The 18,873-nt window shown below is 67.2% G+C and carries 12 protein-coding genes; 3 read left to right on the plus strand and 9 right to left on the minus strand.

Going from position 1 to position 18,873, the window contains the following annotated elements:
* Window positions 1–2: 2 nt before the first annotated feature.
* The 3 genes from AC0VYM_RS18925 to AC0VYM_RS18935 form a co-directional block, all read right to left on the minus strand.
* Entirely contained in the window at window positions 3–4,919 is a 4,917-nt protein-coding gene (locus AC0VYM_RS18925; protein ID WP_475454027.1) for a DNA methyltransferase family protein, read from the minus strand.
* Window positions 4,919–7,756: a DEAD/DEAH box helicase gene (locus AC0VYM_RS18930; RefSeq protein WP_475454029.1), complete on the minus strand. Its 2,838-nt coding sequence runs from the start codon at window positions 7,754–7,756 to the stop codon at window positions 4,919–4,921. Before AC0VYM_RS18930 ends, AC0VYM_RS18925 begins: the two co-directional genes overlap by 1 nt.
* Before the next feature lie 229 nt (window positions 7,757–7,985).
* The gene (locus AC0VYM_RS18935) at window positions 7,986–9,035 is read right to left on the minus strand and encodes a serine/threonine-protein kinase (protein WP_475454031.1); all 1,050 of its coding nucleotides are present in this window, start codon (window positions 9,033–9,035) and stop codon (window positions 7,986–7,988) included.
* A 224-nt stretch (window positions 9,036–9,259) separates the two neighbouring features.
* Between AC0VYM_RS18935 and AC0VYM_RS18940 the strand changes: the two genes are divergently transcribed.
* The 3 genes from AC0VYM_RS18940 (at window position 9,260) to AC0VYM_RS18950 (ending at window position 12,410) form a co-directional block, all read left to right on the plus strand.
* Window positions 9,260–9,688: a hypothetical protein gene (locus AC0VYM_RS18940; protein WP_475454033.1), complete on the plus strand. Its 429-nt coding sequence runs from the start codon at window positions 9,260–9,262 to the stop codon at window positions 9,686–9,688.
* A gap of 439 nt (window positions 9,689–10,127) precedes the next feature.
* A complete protein-coding gene (locus AC0VYM_RS18945; RefSeq protein ID WP_475454035.1) occupies window positions 10,128–11,705 on the plus strand; it encodes a CBS domain-containing protein in 1,578 nt (525 codons plus the stop codon).
* Window positions 11,706–12,179: 474 nt separating this feature from the next.
* Window positions 12,180–12,410 carry a hypothetical protein gene (locus AC0VYM_RS18950; protein ID WP_475454037.1) on the plus strand — a complete coding sequence of 77 codons (231 nt, stop codon included), beginning with the start codon at window positions 12,180–12,182 and terminating at the stop codon, window positions 12,408–12,410.
* A 42-nt stretch (window positions 12,411–12,452) separates the two neighbouring features.
* On the opposite strand, the gene AC0VYM_RS18955 is transcribed toward AC0VYM_RS18950, so the two are convergent.
* The 6 genes from AC0VYM_RS18955 to AC0VYM_RS18980 all read right to left on the minus strand — a co-directional run bounded on the left by AC0VYM_RS18955 (window position 12,453) and on the right by AC0VYM_RS18980 (window position 18,751).
* Window positions 12,453–13,826: a DUF5685 family protein gene (locus AC0VYM_RS18955; RefSeq protein WP_475454039.1), complete on the minus strand. Its 1,374-nt coding sequence runs from the start codon at window positions 13,824–13,826 to the stop codon at window positions 12,453–12,455.
* 84 nt (window positions 13,827–13,910) lie between these two features.
* A complete protein-coding gene (locus tag AC0VYM_RS18960; protein WP_475454041.1) occupies window positions 13,911–14,612 on the minus strand; it encodes an SEC-C metal-binding domain-containing protein in 702 nt (233 codons plus the stop codon).
* A gap of 49 nt (window positions 14,613–14,661) precedes the next feature.
* Window positions 14,662–16,644, minus strand: a complete 1,983-nt coding sequence (locus tag AC0VYM_RS18965) for a hypothetical protein (RefSeq protein ID WP_475454043.1) — start codon at window positions 16,642–16,644, stop codon at window positions 14,662–14,664.
* A 165-nt stretch (window positions 16,645–16,809) separates the two neighbouring features.
* Window positions 16,810–17,211, minus strand: a complete 402-nt coding sequence (locus tag AC0VYM_RS18970) for a MerR family transcriptional regulator (RefSeq protein WP_475454045.1) — start codon at window positions 17,209–17,211, stop codon at window positions 16,810–16,812.
* Window positions 17,212–17,274: 63 nt separating this feature from the next.
* Window positions 17,275–17,928, minus strand: coding sequence for a TetR/AcrR family transcriptional regulator (locus AC0VYM_RS18975; protein WP_475454047.1), 654 nt, complete (start codon window positions 17,926–17,928; stop codon window positions 17,275–17,277).
* A gap of 49 nt (window positions 17,929–17,977) precedes the next feature.
* Window positions 17,978–18,751: a hypothetical protein gene (locus AC0VYM_RS18980; RefSeq protein ID WP_475454049.1), complete on the minus strand. Its 774-nt coding sequence runs from the start codon at window positions 18,749–18,751 to the stop codon at window positions 17,978–17,980.
* Between the last annotated feature and the right edge of the window lie 122 nt (window positions 18,752–18,873).

The raw sequence follows: 18,873 nt of genomic DNA on the forward strand, positions 1-18,873 counted from the left end.
GGTCAGACCTCCCCGTCCCAGGTGCCGTCACGCTTGGCGCGCTCAACGATTTCAGTGAAGTGCGCGTGGGCCTCGCGGTACTCGCGCTCGCGGTCGGCCTTGTAGAAGGGGGCGGAGTAGCCGTCGGGGAGGTCGGTGGGGGTACTGGTCTCCAGGTACTTCTGAAGCCGGAGGAAGTCTTCCTTTGTTTGCCCGTAGCCGTAGGTGTTGTGATTCTTGGCGATCTTGCGGCCCTTGGCGTCGAAAAATACATCCGCCTCATAATCTCGCAAAATTGGATAGCGAGATTTATAGACGGCAATCAGTTCATCTACATCAATCCCCAACCAGACAGCAACTAGCGCGTCAATTTCAACAAGAGCAGCACGTCGCTCATACTCGGTACGCAGAGGAGAGGATTCATTCCATTCACTTTCCACATCACCCAACCCACAAAGTCCGGGCCACTTCAAAGCCCACCCTTCACGAGGCCAAGATTCCTCATAAATACCATCCCAAAGTTTCACATAGGAACGACTGAGACAATTAAGACGCATCGAACGCACAATCAAGGACACCTCCAGTGGATGTCCCAGATTTGGGGCGGGCATTTTTCGGGCTTCAGTTTGATGAACATCCGAACGCCCAGAAATTCGCAGCAGGTAATCCAACGGCAGCGACGCCCAGAATCCAGAATTCAAAACGACTAACCGGACATTAGAAAATGAAAGAGTATGCACCAAATTAACATGAGAGGGGCCGGGCGGAATCAATGCGGCATGAAGGCTCCTTTCAGTATCAAAGGGAATCATGGCCCGCCAGGCAACTCTATAGTAATCAGTACTAGGGCGACCATCCCAATCAGCTTGAGCGAGCGAAAAGGATACTGCATCACTGGACCTCTTGTAATTGGTCGAAACAACTACGTCGGAAGGAAGATCAACAAGATTCAGCGAAGACCAGTCGCGATTGGTTTTACAAGGAATATTTGGCTGCTTGAAAAATGGGTTCGCATGGGAAACATGAGGACCCTGTAGGATAACTGAATCAAGCGACTCAGGAACAACGGTCCCCCACTCTATCAGTCCATTTTTCCTCGACTTCGCCTCATCCATGCCAATTGTAATGAATGGACGCTCATCCTTTACCTTAAAAGGATACTTTGAAAATGCACGCACCACTCCAGCCTCCGCTTTCGTCACCGGATAAAGCATCTGAGCTTGAGCCGCCCCCTCCTTCACACCCCCCGCAAGCGCCCCCCATTCGACCAGGAGGTCCCGATTCACGCGAACAAGACGATCGGCATGTGGACGCAAATCCCAGCTTCCTTGATGCTTGATTCCGGGAAGCTCCTCCGAAGATTCCCCTCGAATCGAAAGCTCCAGCGTTTCCACACTAAACAACCAACTCGAATTCCAAAAATCAACCTCCCCCAGATCTCCATAAATATGTATCCCAAATTCAGTATTTGCATGGACTTCAGGGAAAATTAGGGCCCTGTTATGAAAATGAGCATGAAAGCAGAGACGCTGGTAAGCTTCAGCCCGAAGTCGGCCCTCTCTGACCCCTGAAAAATGCGAATCTGGATGAATCAACCCTGCAGACCCGCGCAACCCAAGGTTAGACCACGTTCTGCACATAAACGCTCGGTATAGATCTGGACGCGTTCCAGACAGAATCATAAAGGTTGCAACACTGGCCAGAAAATCGCTATTTCCAGATACTCCAGCCATTTCCTCAAGGAACTTTTCTCGTGCCTCAGGCACCTCCAAAGTATCAACTTTTCGCGCTCGCTTATCTTCGGCGGGAACCTTTTCAACCAACTTAAACCAGGAATCAAACTCGGCAAGGACAGCATCCTCGTCCCAGTTTGGTCGGACCCACGGAGGGTTACCAACCTGGATATCAAAACCACCCCGACTATTAAAAAGGTGAGCGAACTGGAGTTCCCAGTGAAAGAACCCGTGGCGATTAGCGAGAATCTCCACATCGCGCAACCAGGGGAATTTCTCACCCAAGCGGAACTCATCCTTCATGCCCATGAGGCCAGGAAGTGAGTCTTCAGCGTCATCGAGTTCGGAGAGGCTCTGAATCTCACCGAAGAGAGAATCGCTCGGGATGTCGTGGCAACCCAGGAGCGCCTCAGCGAACTTGAGCCAGTTCTCTACCTCGGACAGTGGCAAGCTCTCTCGGGCTTCACCGAAGAGAGATCCGTCTCCTCCGGCGCTGCTCAGCTCCAGGGTGTTTCCAAGGCGCTCATACACCTCGTCGCTGCCATCCAGCAGCCCGGCCTTCTGTACTGGCCAGAACCACAGCGCGCACCAGGCATCCATCAGAGTCTTGAGACGCCAGTACGGGGTGCCCTTCTCGGTCAGGTTGGCGAGCACTTCCTCACGCGGCATGACCTCCTCGGGCTGATCGATCCAATCCGCGCCATAGACATCAATGCTCCGGCTGATCTCGCGCTCGGACAGTTCCAGGCGCCGGATCACCAAGCCCCACAAGAACTCCGCCCGCTTCGACAGGGCCTGCAAGCGCCGGAACTGGGAATTCTTCCCCGTCGTCTTCGGCCTCTTGCGCATCGCCTTGCGCCAAACGTTCAGCTTGGCGGTGTCCTCCGGAGCGAGGTTCTTCGCTTCCTTCTCTGAAGCAACACTCCCCCAACCCTGGGCGGGCAGTAGGAAGTGGTGGATGTATCCGGCCTTGATGTCTCCATCCCGGAACGGCTGGTCCTCCGGCGCTGACTTGAGCCACTCGCCCTTCTTCACTGTCTCGGGGTCGTACAACCTCCTTCCGGCTCCGATCAGCGAATTTCCGCGCCTCAGGTGCAGGCCGAACCACGGCGCCTGCAAACCCGGGTACATCACGTTCAACCAGAGTGAGACCTCAGCCAGCTCCACGGCCGTCCCGTTGAGGTCCACCCCGTACGCCCGGTGCAGGGCGATGTAGGCCTTGACCTTCTGCAGCTCCACCGCGTAGCGCTCAGGGTCCAGCTCTTCCCCGCACTCCTTCTGAGCCCGCTTGAGGTACTCAGTGGCTACCTGATTGATCGCCTCGTTAAGGAAGGCGCCCGAACCCAGAGCAGGCTCGCAGATGGTCCACTCCAGCAGCTCCCTCGCAGGAGTCGTCTCGCCGTTCTGGTCGAGCCGTTCCCGCAGGGTGAGCTGGACGGTCAACTGAGTCAGCGACTCCGGTGTGTAGTAGGACGCGCTGGTCTCCCGGTCGCGCCCGGCCAGGCGGTACACGAACGACCCAGGCTTGTAGACCACGATCGGGCGGTCCTTGCCGGACTTGCCGTTCTCGTCCTTGACGCGCACCCACACGTCGTCGCCGTAGTCGTCGACCTTGGACGCCGGAATCATCCACGAGCCACCCGACGAGTCACCGTTCCTGGCTGCCTCGTACAACTCCTCCTGAGCGATGAACCCGGTGTAGGACATCAGCCCCTCGTACACCGCGCCCAGCTGGTTGATGCCGAGCTGCGCGTAGGAGATGAACCCGCCCCGGCCTTTACGGCTCCCGCGCGAGATCATCAGCTTGCGCAGCACCTTGTACAGCGCTTCGTTGCGCAGCCGGGTGTCCAGCATCCGCACGCCCGGCTCGTCCGGGTCGTCGTCCGGGTGCGGCAGCCGGGCACCGATCAACCGGGTGCGCTCGGGGTCGAACAGGTCGGCCTTGAGCGGCTCGAAGCGAAGCCCGTCCCCCTCCGAGAGCCCCGCCGCTTCCTCATCGGAGAGCTGGCGCCCGCGCGGGTTATGGCCCTCGTTGACCATGCGGAACAGCAGGTCCAACGACTGGTACAGGTGTGTGCTGCGCCGGGCCTCCTCGCCCACCAGGTCGTTGACGACCAGGTCGCCGAGCCGCGTCATGCTGTAGCCCTGGACATAGGCCTCGTCATCGGCGGGTACCACACCCAGCTCGGGTCGGGCCTCCGCGTACAGCAGGAAGAGGATCCGGTACAGGTACCTCAGAGACTGGCGGGCCAGTTCGTCAGCGAAGGTGCGGTTCGACTTGGTGTCGATCCGCTCGGGGTCCACATCCTGATCCCGTAGCCGGGCCAGGACCTCGTTGGCGATGATCTCGACCGAGTCCCGCAGCCCTTCCCGCAGCTCCTTTGACACACCCACGGCGTGCTGGCGGGAGGCGTCGACGAGCGTCGCGATGGGTTCGTTGCCGCCCTCCTCCGAGGGCAGGAGCGCCTGGGCGCCGAAGAGCGCGCCGATGGTGCCGAGTTCATCGGTGTCGTTGCGTCCGAGCGCGGTGTCCAGGCTGGCCGCGAGGTAGCGGCCTTCGCCCCACACCGAGCGGTCGGCGAGGACCACCACGCCCCCGGACAGGATCAGCACGTAGCGCAGGTTCTCGTCCCGGGCGAACAACCAGGAGACCAGTTTGGTGCCGAGGGTGATCTGCTCGCGGCCGCCCAATTCCACGGGATCGATGAGCCAGCCCGCGCCGTTCTCGTCCAGAGCGGCGTCGGGGTCGGGGGCCCAACCGCACTCGACGGCGGCGACGGTGCCCTCGTACAGTGCCAGCCGCACCGGGACCAGGTTGTCGCCATGGGAGAAGGGCGGCTCCAGCGGCTCGTCCTTGGGGCTGAAGCCGAGCGCGGTGAGCACGTCGCGGTGCAGGGCGCGCAGAAGACTGTGGTGGGCCTCGACCTCGGCCTCGCTGGGCTCGGTACCCTCACGCACCTGTTCGACGTGGTCGGCCAGTGCCGGGCGGACCTTGAAGTACCGCGCCTTGAGCTGGCGCAGGCCCAGGCGCGGGGTGACGGGTTCGGGGCTCCTCTTCTCGTCCCGGGCCCGGGCGTTCTCCTGTTGCTCCAGCTCGGTCCAGCCCTTGAAGGGGCCGTCCTTGCCCTTGAGCTGCTTGGGCAGTACCTCGGCCAGGTAGTGGGCGGAGAAGTACTCTCCCCGGTTGGCCAGCGAGTCGTAACCCATCAGTTCTCCCCCTTCACCACGGCGAGGACGCGCAGCAGCGGTTCGCCCGCGGTGCTCATCCTGCGCATCAGGCGCTGCTGTTCGGTGTAGGTGTCGTGCACCCGTTCCTTCTTCCGCTGGCCGCGCAGGTCCTCACCCAGACCCTGGAGGCTGAGCTGTTGCCACTGCTCGAGCCGTTGCTGGGGACGGGCCAGGTCCTCCTTGATACGGGCGTCGTACTCGGCGCTGCGCTCCTCCAGGTGGGCCCGGGCCGCGCGGACCGCCGCCGGGACCAGCTCCTGAAGACCAGTCAGGTCCCCGAGCTGGCCGGTGTTGACCATGCCGGTGCCCACCCCCGCCCGCCGGACGGCCTCGAACATGTCCTCCACCCGGGGCTCGCCGGGCAGGCCGGTGACGGCCATCCACTCCACCACCGTGGGCTGGCCCAGCTCGTTGGAATAGGTCCCCTGGACCAGGAAGACCGGGGCGTCGACGTCTCCGCGAATCACAGGGGCCTCGTTGCGGTGGGTCTGGACCTGGACCTTGTCCACCAGCCACTCCACCAGCGGGTGCAGGTCACTGACGTAGCTGGTGTCCGGCCAGGTGGTCTTGGTGGCGCGGGCCTCGTCGAGCCGTTTCTGGGCGTGCTCGCGGTCGAAGGTGACGCGCAGCCGCTCCTTGACCTTGAGCTCGCGCAGGTAGTCGACGGGCAGTGCGCTGAGGCGGTGGGCCAGGTCCCGAGGCGGTTCGAAGGCGAGGATGCGTTCGTCCTCGTCGACGGAGACCTCGCCGGCGACCGTGCTCAGCGCGGCGCGGACGAACTCCTCTGTGGAGCCGAAGAGCTGCGGTTCGGGTGCCCGCTCAGGCGCGGCCTCCCCCTCCGGTACGCCCACATCGCCGAAGAGCACGTCTCCGGCCCAGGCCGGGCCCTCTTCCTGCTGTTGGTGCGCGGCGTCCAGGGACTCGTCCACGGTGCGGCCCTTGAGGAGGTCCTGGATGAGCCGGTCCTCCTCCTTCTTCGCGTTGAACAGGCCGGTGACCGTTTCGGCGGTGCCCATGGCCCGGTGGGCCTTCTCCTCTCGGTCGAGCAGCCTCTCGGAGACGCTGGTGTCGTCCTTGGCGCCCTCGACGGCGGAGGTGAGGACGAGGGCTCGGAACTGGGGGCGGTGTTTCTGCCCGAAGCGGTCGATGCGGCCGTTGCGCTGTTCGATACGGATCAGCGACCACGGCAGGTCGTAGTGCACGATGTGGTGGCACTGGCGGTGCAGGTTGACGCCCTCGGAGGCGACGTCACCGGTGACCAGGACGCGGACCTTGCTGGTCTCCAGGGCGAAGTTGCTGATGATGCGCTGCTGCTCAGTGTCGGAGAGGCCGCCGTGCATGAGCGCCACCTGCTCGGGCTTGAGCCCGAGTGCCTTGGGCAGGGTCTCGTTCAACCACTCCAGGGTGGGCACGGACTCGGAGAAGACCACGGCCCGGGTGGGACTCTTCGCGCCGACCCCGATTTCCTTGAGCTCCTCCACCAGGCCCTTGAGCTTGGCGGAGTCGGCGTCGCCGATTTCCCCTGCCAGGTCACGAAGGTTGAGCAGGGCCTGGTGTTCGCGCTCGTCCTCGCCGTCCTTGAGCGCACCCTTGCCGCTGGTGATGGTCTTCAGCCGGTTCTCGACCGTGGTGGCCAGGGCGACGTGCGAGGACAGGAAAGCCTTGAGCAGGGTGTATGGGAACAGGCGGCGTTCCTTGCGGACCACGGGTCCGCCCTCGCGTTCCTCGCCCGCCAGCCACACCTGGGTGAGTTCGGCGAAGACCTTCTCCTCGGCGGGGGTGGCAGGTACCCGCACCGACACCGAGGGGCCCCGCTCGGGCCAGTCGTCGCCCATCTCCGCGCGCACCTCGGGATGCACCTTGGTGCGGCGGATGTAGAGGTGCTCGATGTCCTTGGCGGAGTAGTCCTTCGGGTCGGCGATGGCGGCCGGGTCGAGCAGGCGAATCAGCTCGGCGAAGGACTCGGAGTTTCCGTTGTGCGGAGTGGCGGAGGCCAGCAGCAGGGCGTCGGTCTGGGCCGCCAAAAGCCGGGCGAGCTGGTTGCGGAGGTTGCCCTCGTTGATGAGGTTGTGCGATTCGTCGATCACCACCGCGTCCCAGTGCATGCTGCGCAGGTGCTGGCCGTACTTGCCCTGATTCTTGAGGGTGTCCACGGAGATGATCGCGCGCTTGAAGTACAGGAAGGGGTTGCGGCCCGCGGGGATGTCGCGCTGGACGCGTTCCAGGCCCACCGAGTCCAGGCGGACCAGCGGGATGGCGAAGCGGGTCCACAGTTCCTGCTGGAACTGCTCCAGGACCTGCTGCGGGGTGACGACGAGGATACGCTCGCCCCGGCCGCGGCGGATAAGCTCCGCGAGGATCAGGCCGATCTCCAGGGTCTTGCCCAGGCCCACCACGTCGGCGATGAGCACGCGCGGGCGCAGTTCCCGGAGCGCGAGTTCGGCAGGGCGGCGCTGATAGACGAGGTCCTTGAGGAGGAACTTGTCCGGCATCGCCAGGCGTCGCTCGGACTGGGGCAACGGCGTACGGCGCAACACCGACTCCAGGTAGAGGCGGCTGTGCGCGTAGCCCGAAGAATCGTCGTGCACCAGCCTGGTCCGCTCGGGGTCCAGGGCGGTGACCTCCTCGATCCCGGTGAAGAACACCGCATCCTCACCGCGGACGAACTCCGAGACCCCGACGGCCCTGACCATGTGCCCGTCCACCGCCGAGGCGGCCGGGGTGCAGGTGCGCACCATCCACTCCGCGTCACGTACCTCCACCCGAGCCCCGGGGGCGAACGGGCTCGTCTGCGTCGCGTCTGCGCCTTCGGTCACTGAACGACCCTCACTGTCCGCTGCGAATCGAGATATCCGGATCGCCCTGCGATCCGACCTGGGTTGGTTGTGGCACGTGGATCCCTGAGAGGTCACGCGCCAAGGGTGGTCCCGGTTGTCCCACCCGCCGCATACGCGGGAATCGGGAGCGCCTTGTTATCAGGTGTCCATCAGTCGGTGACGAAGCCCCGGGTCCCGGAAGCACTGGGTTTCGGGCAGCGGCGAACTGTCAGGCGGCGGGACGGGCATAGGCCTTGCGCAACCGCTCAGCCGTACGTGCCGCGAGGCTGCCCCGCTTCCCTGCCCAGGGCCCGACCGTGCGGGAGGGGTCGACCGTCTCCACTCGGGTGACGGGGGCGTGCCGCTTGGCTGGCGGAACCTCGTCGGTGAGACCCGTGCCCGGGACGTACGTCCGCTCCGCGAGACGTGCCCGAGCAGCCGCGGGTGACAGGTGCGCGGCGGCGAGCTGTTCGGTGAGCTGCGCACGCACGTCCGCCAGACTCGGCCGATCCTCCGACTTGAACGCCAGGAGCTCGGTGACCAGTGGGGTAAGCCCGATGGGGACCCCGGACAGGTTCGGCTCGATGACCGGGTTGGCCGCAGCGAAGCCCAGGGCTTCCGGGGTGGCACCCTCGTACAGGTACTGACCAGAGGTGGCGAAGACCAGCAGCGCGCCAAGGGCGTACACGTCTGCCCCGGCGCCCACCGACGTCGGGGCGGTGAACTGTTCCGGTGCCATGAAGCGAGGGGTACCCAGACGCATGTTGGTGTGCGTCAGGTCGCCTCCAGCGCCGCCGATGGCGACCAGCCCGAAGTCGACCACTTTGGGGCCGTCGGGGCCGAGCATGACATTGGCGGGCTTGAGGTCGCGGTGGAGCAGGCCAGCGGTGTGAATGTCCGTGAGCGCGTTCGCCAGCACGAGGCCCAGCGCCGTTCCGGTCACCTCGTCCAGGGGATCGTGCCGCTTGAGGTAGGTGGCCAGGTCAAGACCCGGAACATACTCCAGGGCGAGCCAGGGGATCTCGTCGGCGTCCTGTCCGGAATCCACGAGCGCGGCCACACCCGGCCCCTGCACCATGCCCAGGGCCGTGGACTCGCGGTCGAACCGCTCCCGCAGATCACTCTGTTCGAGGCCCCCGACATGCAGGGTCTTGACCGCAACCAGCGAGTCGTCATCGGTACGCCCCGCGTAGACCACGCCCATGCCGCCCCTACCGAGCCTGCCCAGGATTTCGATCCCGCCGAGCATACGGGGGTCTGCGGGGGTGAGTGACTGCACTGGGGGACCTGCCAATACCTCGGGAGCCGCGCGTGAGTCGAGGGAGCACACGGTCTGCGGACCCAGGCTATCGCCGCTGACCTGCACACTGATCCGGGACCAAAGTCCCTTTCGGAACTCTGGCCACATGCGGCCACTGTGGGCACACCCGTGGGAGGGAGGGGCCCTCAAGTGACACGCCAGAACGGTTCACGTGGACGATCGAGCTCTGGAATCGTGGGCGTATGCCCCACGTCGAGGTGTCACAGGATGCGGATCACCAACTCGCGCTTCTCGCTCACTGGGAGGGATGCAGTAAGGGCGAGATCATCGCCCGGCTCCTGACCAGACTGTCCGTGGAGGAGGCGTCCCTGGGGTCCGCGAAAGAGGGCGTGAAGGTCCCCGTGTACGCCAACTACAAGAAACAGCGTGTCGAGGGGTGGTTCGACCCGGCGACGCACATGCTCGGTATCGTCTCGCCGCCGTGGGACGGCCAGGTGTTCGACGATCCCAGCCCTGCAGCCGGCGCGGTAGTGGAACGGGCCAACTCGCTGCTTCCCCGCGAGAACAGGGTGAGTACCTCGCGCAACGGCTGGGTCTTCTGGAGGCTGACCGCAACGGGGGAACAGATCCAGTCGCTGCGCATTGGAAAGGCGGCGGAACAGCGTTCCTAGGCCCTTGAGCCACCGACCAGCGACCCGTGCCCGTGACTTGCTCAAGGAAGTGGTGCGGCAGCGCACATCGACAGGGGGTGAACGCACGCCCGACTCCTCCGGCACCGGAGACTGGGCGGCGCAGCCTCGTACCGGCTGGCCGCATGGTCGTACAGTTCAGCGAGCCGATCGGAACGTCTCCCTTCCCTCAACCAAGCTCTCGAACACGTGGACCATCGTGTTCTCGGCCTCCAGGAATCCCAGGATGGGGCTCTGCAATCCCTTCACAGGTTGCGGCTCGGTTCGGATGGAGCGGGAATCGTGACCGGCCTGCGGTCGTGGACCTTCCGGGAAGGCTTTGCTCTGACCCCTACCGACGGGCATCATGACAGAAGCCCACATCCTGTCATTACCCGGGCAACACTCTGGTCTTCTCGTCTGGCAAAGGAAGCACGAACACATGATTGAGGCAGGTCCAGCCGCATGGCTGGTGCGAGGTGGCCGACACGGCGAGCGCGAGAAGATGTGCCTGGACCAGGGCTTGATCATCGTCGGCTGGCGGAACATCGGAGACATCGGTGAATGCCGCAACAAGGAAGAGCTACGGCGCCGAGTACGTGCCGCCTATCCAGAGGCTGGCAAACGAAGTGTGTCCAACTGGACCGGACAGCTGTGGCGTTTCGCCCGCATCCTCCAGGTGGGGGACCACGTCGTACTTCCCCTCAAGACGTCCTCCAAGTCCTCGCCCAAGGTCGCGATCGGACGCGTGGTCGACGAATACCAGTTCCGCATGGAAGCTCCCGAAGGAGTTCGCCACACCCGTCCCGTTGAATGGCTCCGCACGGACATTCGTAGGTCGGACATTCAGCAGGACCTTCGTGACAGTATGGGCTCACTGCTGACCGTGTGCGGGTTGACTCGATTCGACGCCGCCGCACGTGTCGCGGTTCTGGCCGAGAAGGGTAAGGATCCGGGCGCACCCAACACCGTGGAGCAGGAAGAGTGGCACTCCGCCAAAGGCCACGCCGAGCTGTTGACTCAGGCGCTCGAACGAGGGCATGACAAGCCCATCCAGCTGACGATCCGAAAGTTCCTGGAGTACTGGGACGTGGCTCGCCGCACCCCGGCCACAGAGGCACAGATCGAGAAGGACCTCGATGCCCAGGGCTTGACCACAGATCCCCCTTTCACAGAGGGGTGGATCGACAACACCATCGCGATCGTTCCTGTCGGCGAGGAACCCACAGCGGACGAGACCTCATCCGAGCAGGTCACCGAAGTCGCAACTGAGGACAACACCCCCGAAGTCAGCTCGATCACGTTGCGCGTAGGTGACCTGGAAGCCGCCAACCGTCCGGTAGTTTCGGTTCTGCCAGGGGACCCGGTTCCTACTGCCATCACTCATATGATCACCCGCAACTTCTCTCAACTGGCAGTGATCTCAGAGGACAATCTCTGTCACGGCGTTATCAGTTGGGAATCGCTTGGCAAGGCGCGTATGGGCGGTTCGGAGCCCACTATCGTGGATCAGGTCACGAAATCCGTTCCGATCGTCGAGCACGATGACCTGCTGTTGAACCAGATCTCCCATATCTTCGAACACGGCTTCGTGCTTGTGCGCAGCAGTGACAAGAAGAGCATGTCCGGCATCATCACTGCCGCCGACCTCACCCTCCAGTTCGGTGATCTGGCTCGACCTTTCGTCCTCATTGAAGAAGCTGAGAGACGTCTGCGTCAGTGCATTGACGAGTGCTTCGATGCGGAAGAGATCTGCGCCGCCACCAACAAGAATCCGAACAAGGTGAAGTCGGCCGCCGACCTGACCTTGGGAAGCTACTGGCACCTGCTCAAGGAGGAAAAGGAGTGGAACAAACTCGGGTGGACGGTGGACCACAGTATGTTCCTTGACATGTTGAAGGCCGTGACAGCCATCCGCAACGAAACGATGCACTTCAGCCCAGATCCCCTGACTTCGGATCAGATCGACAGGCTGAACGGTTTCGTCGACCTCCTGAGGACTCTCAACCCTGACGGTTAGCGTGCGCTGCCGAGACGCTTCCGCGCTCGGCACTGGCCCTGAAGCCATCCGAGTGCACCCCGTCACCGCAAGCTCACCGCCCGAACTCAAGCCTCCTGCAGGCTGATGGCCCTCGTTCGAGCAACCGCGGATCTCTGCACGCTGGTACAGGCGTTGTCGAACGAAGGTGGGGCCGAATGCGTCGAGCGCGACAACCGCCAGTGGCATCGGCTAGGCACCCGACGGTGGCGCTCGGCCGTCGTGGAAGAGGGCCTGCGGATCAGGAAGACAGGGGTTGCGGGAGGACTTCGGGGCGAGGTTCTTGGAACTGGTGGCGGGTTGGGCACCGAAAGTTGCCGGATCGTCACCACGTGGGTGCACTGTAAGAGAATGAAGCGCTGCGATTTCTGTGAGCTCCCTGTCGGGGAGGGCTGCGCCTGTGCGCTGCCACGGGACTACATCGGTAGCTGTGGGACCGGGACGCCGTTCTCGACCGTGAGACCGTACCCGTCCGGCGACGCCATCCTCATCTCCCTTCGGGGAGTGGCCCACCGGCTGGGCTGCTCCCACCAGTCCGGCTCGGACGTCAGGGCCCCGTTGTGGGGCTGGATCAACTACCCGGACCCGGGGCTGTGGCAGCGGATCAGTGAGACCTCGCCGCTCCGCGCCACCGGGGGCAACACCAAGCGCGCGGCCACCCGGCGGTGCCGGAGCTGCGACCACTGACGGACACCGGGACGGGTTCCGTGAAGCCGTCCCGGGACCGGGTCAGCCACAGTTGCAGTCGCACCCCTCACAGCAGGAACAGTTACTACAGCAGTTGCACGCCTGGCAGCAGGTGCCGCAGGTGTCGGACACGCAGGCGCAGGCCTCGCACCAGGAGTCCCGGGGTTCGCCCGACCACGGGCCGGGGTGGGGGTCGCGGCAGCAGAACTGGCACGTGCAGCACATGAACAGCGCCGCGGCGCAGCCTGCGAGGAGGCCCCGGCCGCGCTGCGGTTCCCGGAACCCGGGGGTGTCGCAGGAGCAGGCGCCGCAGCAGCCGCCCTTGCCGGAGCGCTTCGAGCCCTTCCCGCCGTGACCGGAGTGCCCGCCGTGGCCGGGGTCGTGGGGCTGGCCGCCGTCGCCGGGGTAGTCGACGTGGCCGCCATGACCGGGATGGCCGCTGTGTCCGCCGTGGCCCGAGTGCGCACCGTGGCCCGGGTGACCCGGATGCCCGACATGACCAGGGTGCGGACCGTGGCCCGGGTACGGGCCCTGGCCGGGGTGCTGACCGTGGCCGGGGTGGCCGCCGTGGGCGAAGGTACGGGCGACGGCGCGGTTGAGTTCCTGGACGAGGAGCACGCGGACCAGGCGGTCGTCGGTGAACTCGGCTTCCCTCAGGGCCAGGTCCACACCGAGGACGGCGTCGTCGCAGAGTTCCCGCGCGCGGCCGACCGGGGTGCCGGTGGCGGTGAGCGGGTTCCATGAACCGTTGGCGAGGTCCTCCTCGCGGTCCTCGACCGCGTCCAACAGGTGCGCCACCCGACCGAAGAGGCGTCCCGCCTCCTGGAGCGGGGCGGCGTTCCCCGGGATCCCCGCCAGGGCGGCGGTGTGCGCGAAGGCCTCTCCGGTGGCCTCCTCGGTCGGCCGGGTGACGGTGAGGACGTCGGTGCCCTCGGTGGCGGAGAGCTCGGCCTCGCGCTGGCGGTCGACCACCGTGGCCAGGGCGGTGCCCTCGAAGCCGAGTCCGCTTCCGGTGCGTTGGGCTCCGTTCCGCCATCGGGTGGCCACGCGACCGGCCACGGCGCGCACTCCGGGGCGGGCGTAGGCTCCGTCGCCGTCCTCGATGTGGTCGCTGATCTTGGCCGACGCGAGCATCAGGGAGACCGCCGCGGCCAGGTGGGCGCCGGACCCGTCGGCCACGTCGGCACCGCGCATGCCGCGCAGGAGGCAGCGGCCGGCCGCACGGGTTCCTGCCTGGTCACGGGACTGGGCGGCGGTCAGTACCGACACGACCAGGCCGTCGTAGTTGGTGGCGACCCTGGAGGCCTGGCCGTGGTCGTCCCTCAGGGCGAGGCACAGCCCGCACATGTGGGACATCCACTCCCGAGCCAGGTCCTCGGACAACGTGTGCCGACAGGGCCGCAGGATTCCGAACACGAACCGCCACCTCTTCTCCCGGTGCGCCGAGCGCGCACCGACGCGGGATGTGACTCCCGAAAGCGGTGTCCGGTTCGCATCGATTCAGCGGGCCAGGGGCGAATCGCAGCACTTCTTGAACTTGCGGCCCGAACCGCAGGAACAGGGATCGTTGCGGCCGGGCCGCGGGGTGGTGTCGACGGACCGGTTCGGCGCGCCCCCGAGGTCGGTGCGGGCGTCCAGCGGCGGCAGGTAGGCGTCGGTGGAGCGGGTGGCCAGGTCGTGGGCGTCCGGGGCCATGCCGAGCGCCTCGCGCATGCGGGCGCGACCGAGCAGCGGCATCAGGCCGAGCCGGTTGAGCTCGGCCACGGTCTCCGGGGGCTGGGCGAGCATGCCCCGGCAGACGACGTTGTAGCAGTGCAGGGCCTTGGCGTAGTCGCCTCGCGACGCCAGGTCCTCGGCCAGGAGCACGGCCACGCCGCGGTCCGGACCGGAGTCCATGAGTTCGTCGAGCAGGGCGTCGGCCTCGTCGGTCCGGCCCTCGGCACGGAGCATCGTGACGATCTGGTTGGTCGCGAACTGGCGGTGCCCGGCCTTCGGCGCGTGCTCACGCAACGCCTGGGCGAGTGCGCGCGCCGCGCGTTCGTCCCGTCCGCGCAGGACGTCCACCGCTTCGAGGAGGATCTCACCGGCCTCCTCGGGGTGGGCGGTGAGGTCCCTGAGGTGTCGCTTGGGCAGGTCCAGGTCGCGGATCGCGTCCCACAGCGGTTGCGGGACCGCCGTGGGGGCCGGGGAAGTGTCGGTCATCCTTCCAGGTTAGAGCGTGTCCGGTGGGTGCTGCCCGTCACACGGGCAGTCAGCCCCACGGGGTGACGCGGCCCAGGAGGTCGAGGACTCCCAGCTGGGTGCCGGAGCCGACCTCCAGGCCGATCACGAGGGCGGTCACGGCGAGGGCCGAGACGAGCAGGACCAGCGGCCAGCGCCGGTTCCGTTCCGGGGTCTCGGAGAAGGGTTCCGCGTCGATCCAGGACTGGTCCAGGCGGGCGATCTCCCGGCGGAGGTCCTGGACCTCGGTGTGGTAGCGGTCGCGCTCGTCGCGGACCCGCTGGAGTTCGGCGCGTTCGGCCCTCACGGCGGCGCGGGCGTCGACGACGTCGACGTGGGCGCCCTCGGGCCCGCGTTTGGAGTGCCACCGCTCCAGGCGCGCGAGGGGCAGGTCGGCGTACTGGGTGGGCCAGTTGTCGTCGGGGTCGTCGAAGTTCTCGTCGGTCTCGGGCTCGGTCTCGGCCGCGTAGTCGACGGGTTCCTCTTCGAGGGGGCGGACGGCGAGGGGCGGGGCGTCCTCCGGGGCCTTTGGCTCGGGACGGTCGGCGGAGGCGGAGATGGTCCAGGTCTCGCGGGGCCCCTCGTCGGCCACCGGGGCCCGTGGGGCCTCGTCCCGGAACCCGGATGGCTCGGGTTCGGTGCTCGTGTCCTCCGAGGACGCGGGGCGTGCGGGTCGCCCGAAGATCGAGAGGGGGTCGTGCTCCGGTTCAGGGGCGGGTTGGCGCCGTGCCACCCCCAGGAAGGTGGGCCCCCGCCTGCCTCCGGCCCAGGTCTCCTGCTCGGCGGTGTCCTGGGAGTCGTCGTCGGCGAAGGGGTCGGGGGCCTCCTCCAGGTCGTCCTCGGGATCGGGCACCGGTTCGTCCGCCAACGGGGCGGGGGTGGGGTCGGGCACCGGTTCGTCCGCCAACGGGGCGGGGGTGGGGTCGATCCAGGTCGGCGGCGAGGGAGCGGGGGGCGGGGTGCTGACCTGCTCCGCGACCGGTCCGCCCTCGGGGATCCCCGCCGTGGCGGGCTGGTCGGGCTCCTCCTGCGGCGCGGGGCGAGGGGCGGGATCCAGCCAGTCGCGGAGGAGGTCGCGGCGCTCACCGAAGGTGGCGGCCTCCGGTACGCCCCGCTCCCTGAGGTGATCGGCCAAGGCGTCGCCGCCCTCCTCCCTCAGGACGGTGACCAGGCCCTCCGCGATTCTGAGGTGCTCCTCCGGGACCGGTGAGAGGAAGGGCGATCCCGCTGCGGCGGGTGGAGCGAAGGCCAGGTGGGGGCCGTCCTCCGGGTCCGGGACCGGCTCGTAGGTGGAGAAGGACCAGCTCCATCCGGCCGCGGGCAGGGCGGCACGCGGGGTGAGAACGTCGTGCAGCACGCGGTGCATGCCCCACAGGAAGCGCAGCTGGGTGGCCTGCCACAGGTCGGCGCGGTCCGGGTCGAGGGTCAGGCGGAGGGGGCGGTCGGGGTGCGCGAGCGCGTGGGCCACGGCCCCGACGAGGATGGGCTCGCCCTCGATCCGGGTCTCGGCGGCGCGCCGGTCGCGGGTGCGCAGGGCGCCGGGGGCGGCGGTGAGTTCCCAGGGCTCGGGGGCGGGCAGGGTCCGCATCGCGGCCCAGCCCGGTTTGGGGGGCCTGCTCGCGGCGGGCCGGGTGTTGGGGTTCTCGTGCAGGGCGAGGACCCGGGGGAAGTCCAGACCGCGGGTGGGCCCGACGATCGCCCAGGCGTGGGCCTCGCGGACGTCGCCGGGCCACCGGTACACGAGGGCGCTCTGTCCGTCGGGGTAGTGGTGGGCCCAGAGGGTCTCCGGGTAGGCGGCCGGGTCGGTGCCGGGCAGCGCCGACCGGTAGTCGGCGGTGAGTGCGGGGATGAGGCGGTCGCGCCAGGAGCGCAGTACGGGCTGGTCCCGGTCGGGGAGGGAGGTGGCCGACGGCCCCGGTCCGACGCGGCCGAGGAGGGTGGGTTCGGCCCAGGCGAAGTGGATCTGGTGGTAGGCACCGGAGTCCGCTTCCAACGCCGTCGTGCTCTCGGGCAACTGAGCCCCTCCCCGTGGTTCGCGGATCTCCGGTGCGCTCGGCCCCGCCGAGCGCCTTCCTAGGGAAGGTATCCGCCCGAAGCGTCAGGAAACCGCGAAAGCGGAGTTATGCGGGCATATACGAGCTTTGTCGGTTCTGTGATCAGCGGGGGCAACCGGGCCGGGTCAGGCGTTCTCCGGGGAGGCCGCCTCCGGGGCGCCGTCGGAGAGTACGCCCAGGTAGTGGTCGATCTTGTGCTGGATGGTGATCTGGCGTGCCCGCAGCTCCGCGACACGGGTGTCGAGGAGCCGCTGGTGGCCCTGCAACACCTCGAGGCGGTCGGGGACCGTGTGGTCGCCGTCGCGGACCAGCTCGGCGAAGTCGCGCAGCTGAGCGATGGGCATGTCGGTCTCGCGCAGGCAGCGGAGCATGTCCAGAAGTTCGACGTCGTCGGTGCGGTAGCGGCGGTGGCCGTTGGGGGCGCGGTCCACCCTCCGGAGCAGGCCCGCCCTCTCGTAGTACCGCAGGGTGTCGAGCGTGACCCCGAAGCGCTCGGCCACCTCGCCGGGGGTGTGGTAGTCCGTCATCCCGTAAGCATGCGACCTGGACCGCACTCCAGGTCAAGTCCGAGGCGGCGATCCCCCCGGGGGTCAGCCGCCGCTGCCCCGGATGGCGCCGACCACGGCGTCGGTGAGGTCGTCGATGATCTCCCGCTCGCTCACCTCGGGGTGTTCGAGCCACCACTCCCCCGCCGCCTGGACCATGCCCACGACGGCGTGCGCGGCGATCTGGGCCCTCAGACGGCCGCTGATCCGTCCCTCGGTGATCAGCAGGTCCGCGAGCTCCTCGCCCAGGCGGCGCACCATCAGCCCGAGGTCGCTGCGGGTACGCACGTCCTCCGAGGTGGCCCGGTCCATCAGGAACCGGTAGAGGTTGAGGTTCTGCGAGATCATCGACAGGTAGGCGCCGACCGTGGCCCGTGCGCGCACGTCGAAGTCGGTGTGCTGGTACAGCTCGGAGCGGATGGCCTCGATGAGCGGGTCCACGTGGCGCCGGGCCAGCGCCTGGTAGAGGCCGCCCTTGTCACCGAAGTGCCGGTAGAGGATGGGTTTGCTGATCCCCGCCTCGGTGGCGATGGCGAGCATGGAGGCGTCGGGGCCGTCACGCTGGATCACCCGGTCGGCGGCGTCCAGGATGGCCCGCCGCCGCTCGGGGTCGCGGCCGCGCCCGCTCCGTCCCCGCCGGGGCGCCGGCGCGGGGGTGTCGTCGTCGGGCGCGGTCTGCTGTGAGTTTTCGAAGGCCACAAGGGTTCACCGTACTGGAGGGCGGAGCTCGGCGGTCCCGGCGCGCCCCTCAGGTCCGGATCGCGATCCAGGTCGCGCGGGCCAGGGCGAACAGGCGGCCCTCTCCGTCGTGGAGGGTGCTGCCGGTGTGGACCTTGCGGCCGTCGACGGACTCCAGGTGGCCCATGACGACCTGGGTGGAGCCGACCGGCGGGAGCGCCAGGACCTGGACGGTGAACCGGCCGAGGACGATGGGGCGGCCGGAGACGTCGCTGGACCAGCCGCCGGGGCAGTCCAGCGCCGCCCAGACCTGGGCGAGGGCGGCCGTGCCGTCGCCGCCGTCCACCTCCGGGCGGACCTCCCAGGTGCAGGCGACGGTGTTGCCGACCCCGTCGGGCCCCTCCCCCGGGCGGACCCGTCCCGCGAACAGGCGCAGGCCGTCACCCTCGGCGCGTTCGGGGCCGCAGCTGTAGCAGCGGGGGAAGGGGTGCGCGTCCCACCCGCCGTACCGCTTCCGGGCCTCCTCGGCCTCGGCGGCACCGACCGGTCCGCCGGGGATCAGTCCGGGGTCGAGGGGGTCGGCGGTCACGGCCTCGGCCACCAGGCGGGCTCGGTCCTCTGCCGTGGGGTCGACCAGGCGCAGGCCCTCCTCCGGGGAGCCCTCCACCGTCAACGGGCGGTCCAGCGGCGGCGGGTTGCGCAGCGTGACCTGGACGGCCGGGCCGCCCGGAGCGGTCAGTCGCGCGGCGAGCAGGCCCGCGCTGTAGCCGCCGTTGCCGGAGCCGTCGGGGCCGTTGAAGGCCGCCGGGATGGTGAGGGTGGGGGCGCCGTTGCCTGGTGTCATGGGCCACAGGGTAACGGGGGTGGCGTGGGCGGAAGGTCCCGCCCCGGCGGGCGCGGAGCCGCCCGGGGTCCCGTGGTGAGGACGCGAGTGCCCGGAGGGGAAACGGGTCTCGCACTCCGTGA

It is taken from the genome of Nocardiopsis sp. iso_237, assembly GCF_056173345.1.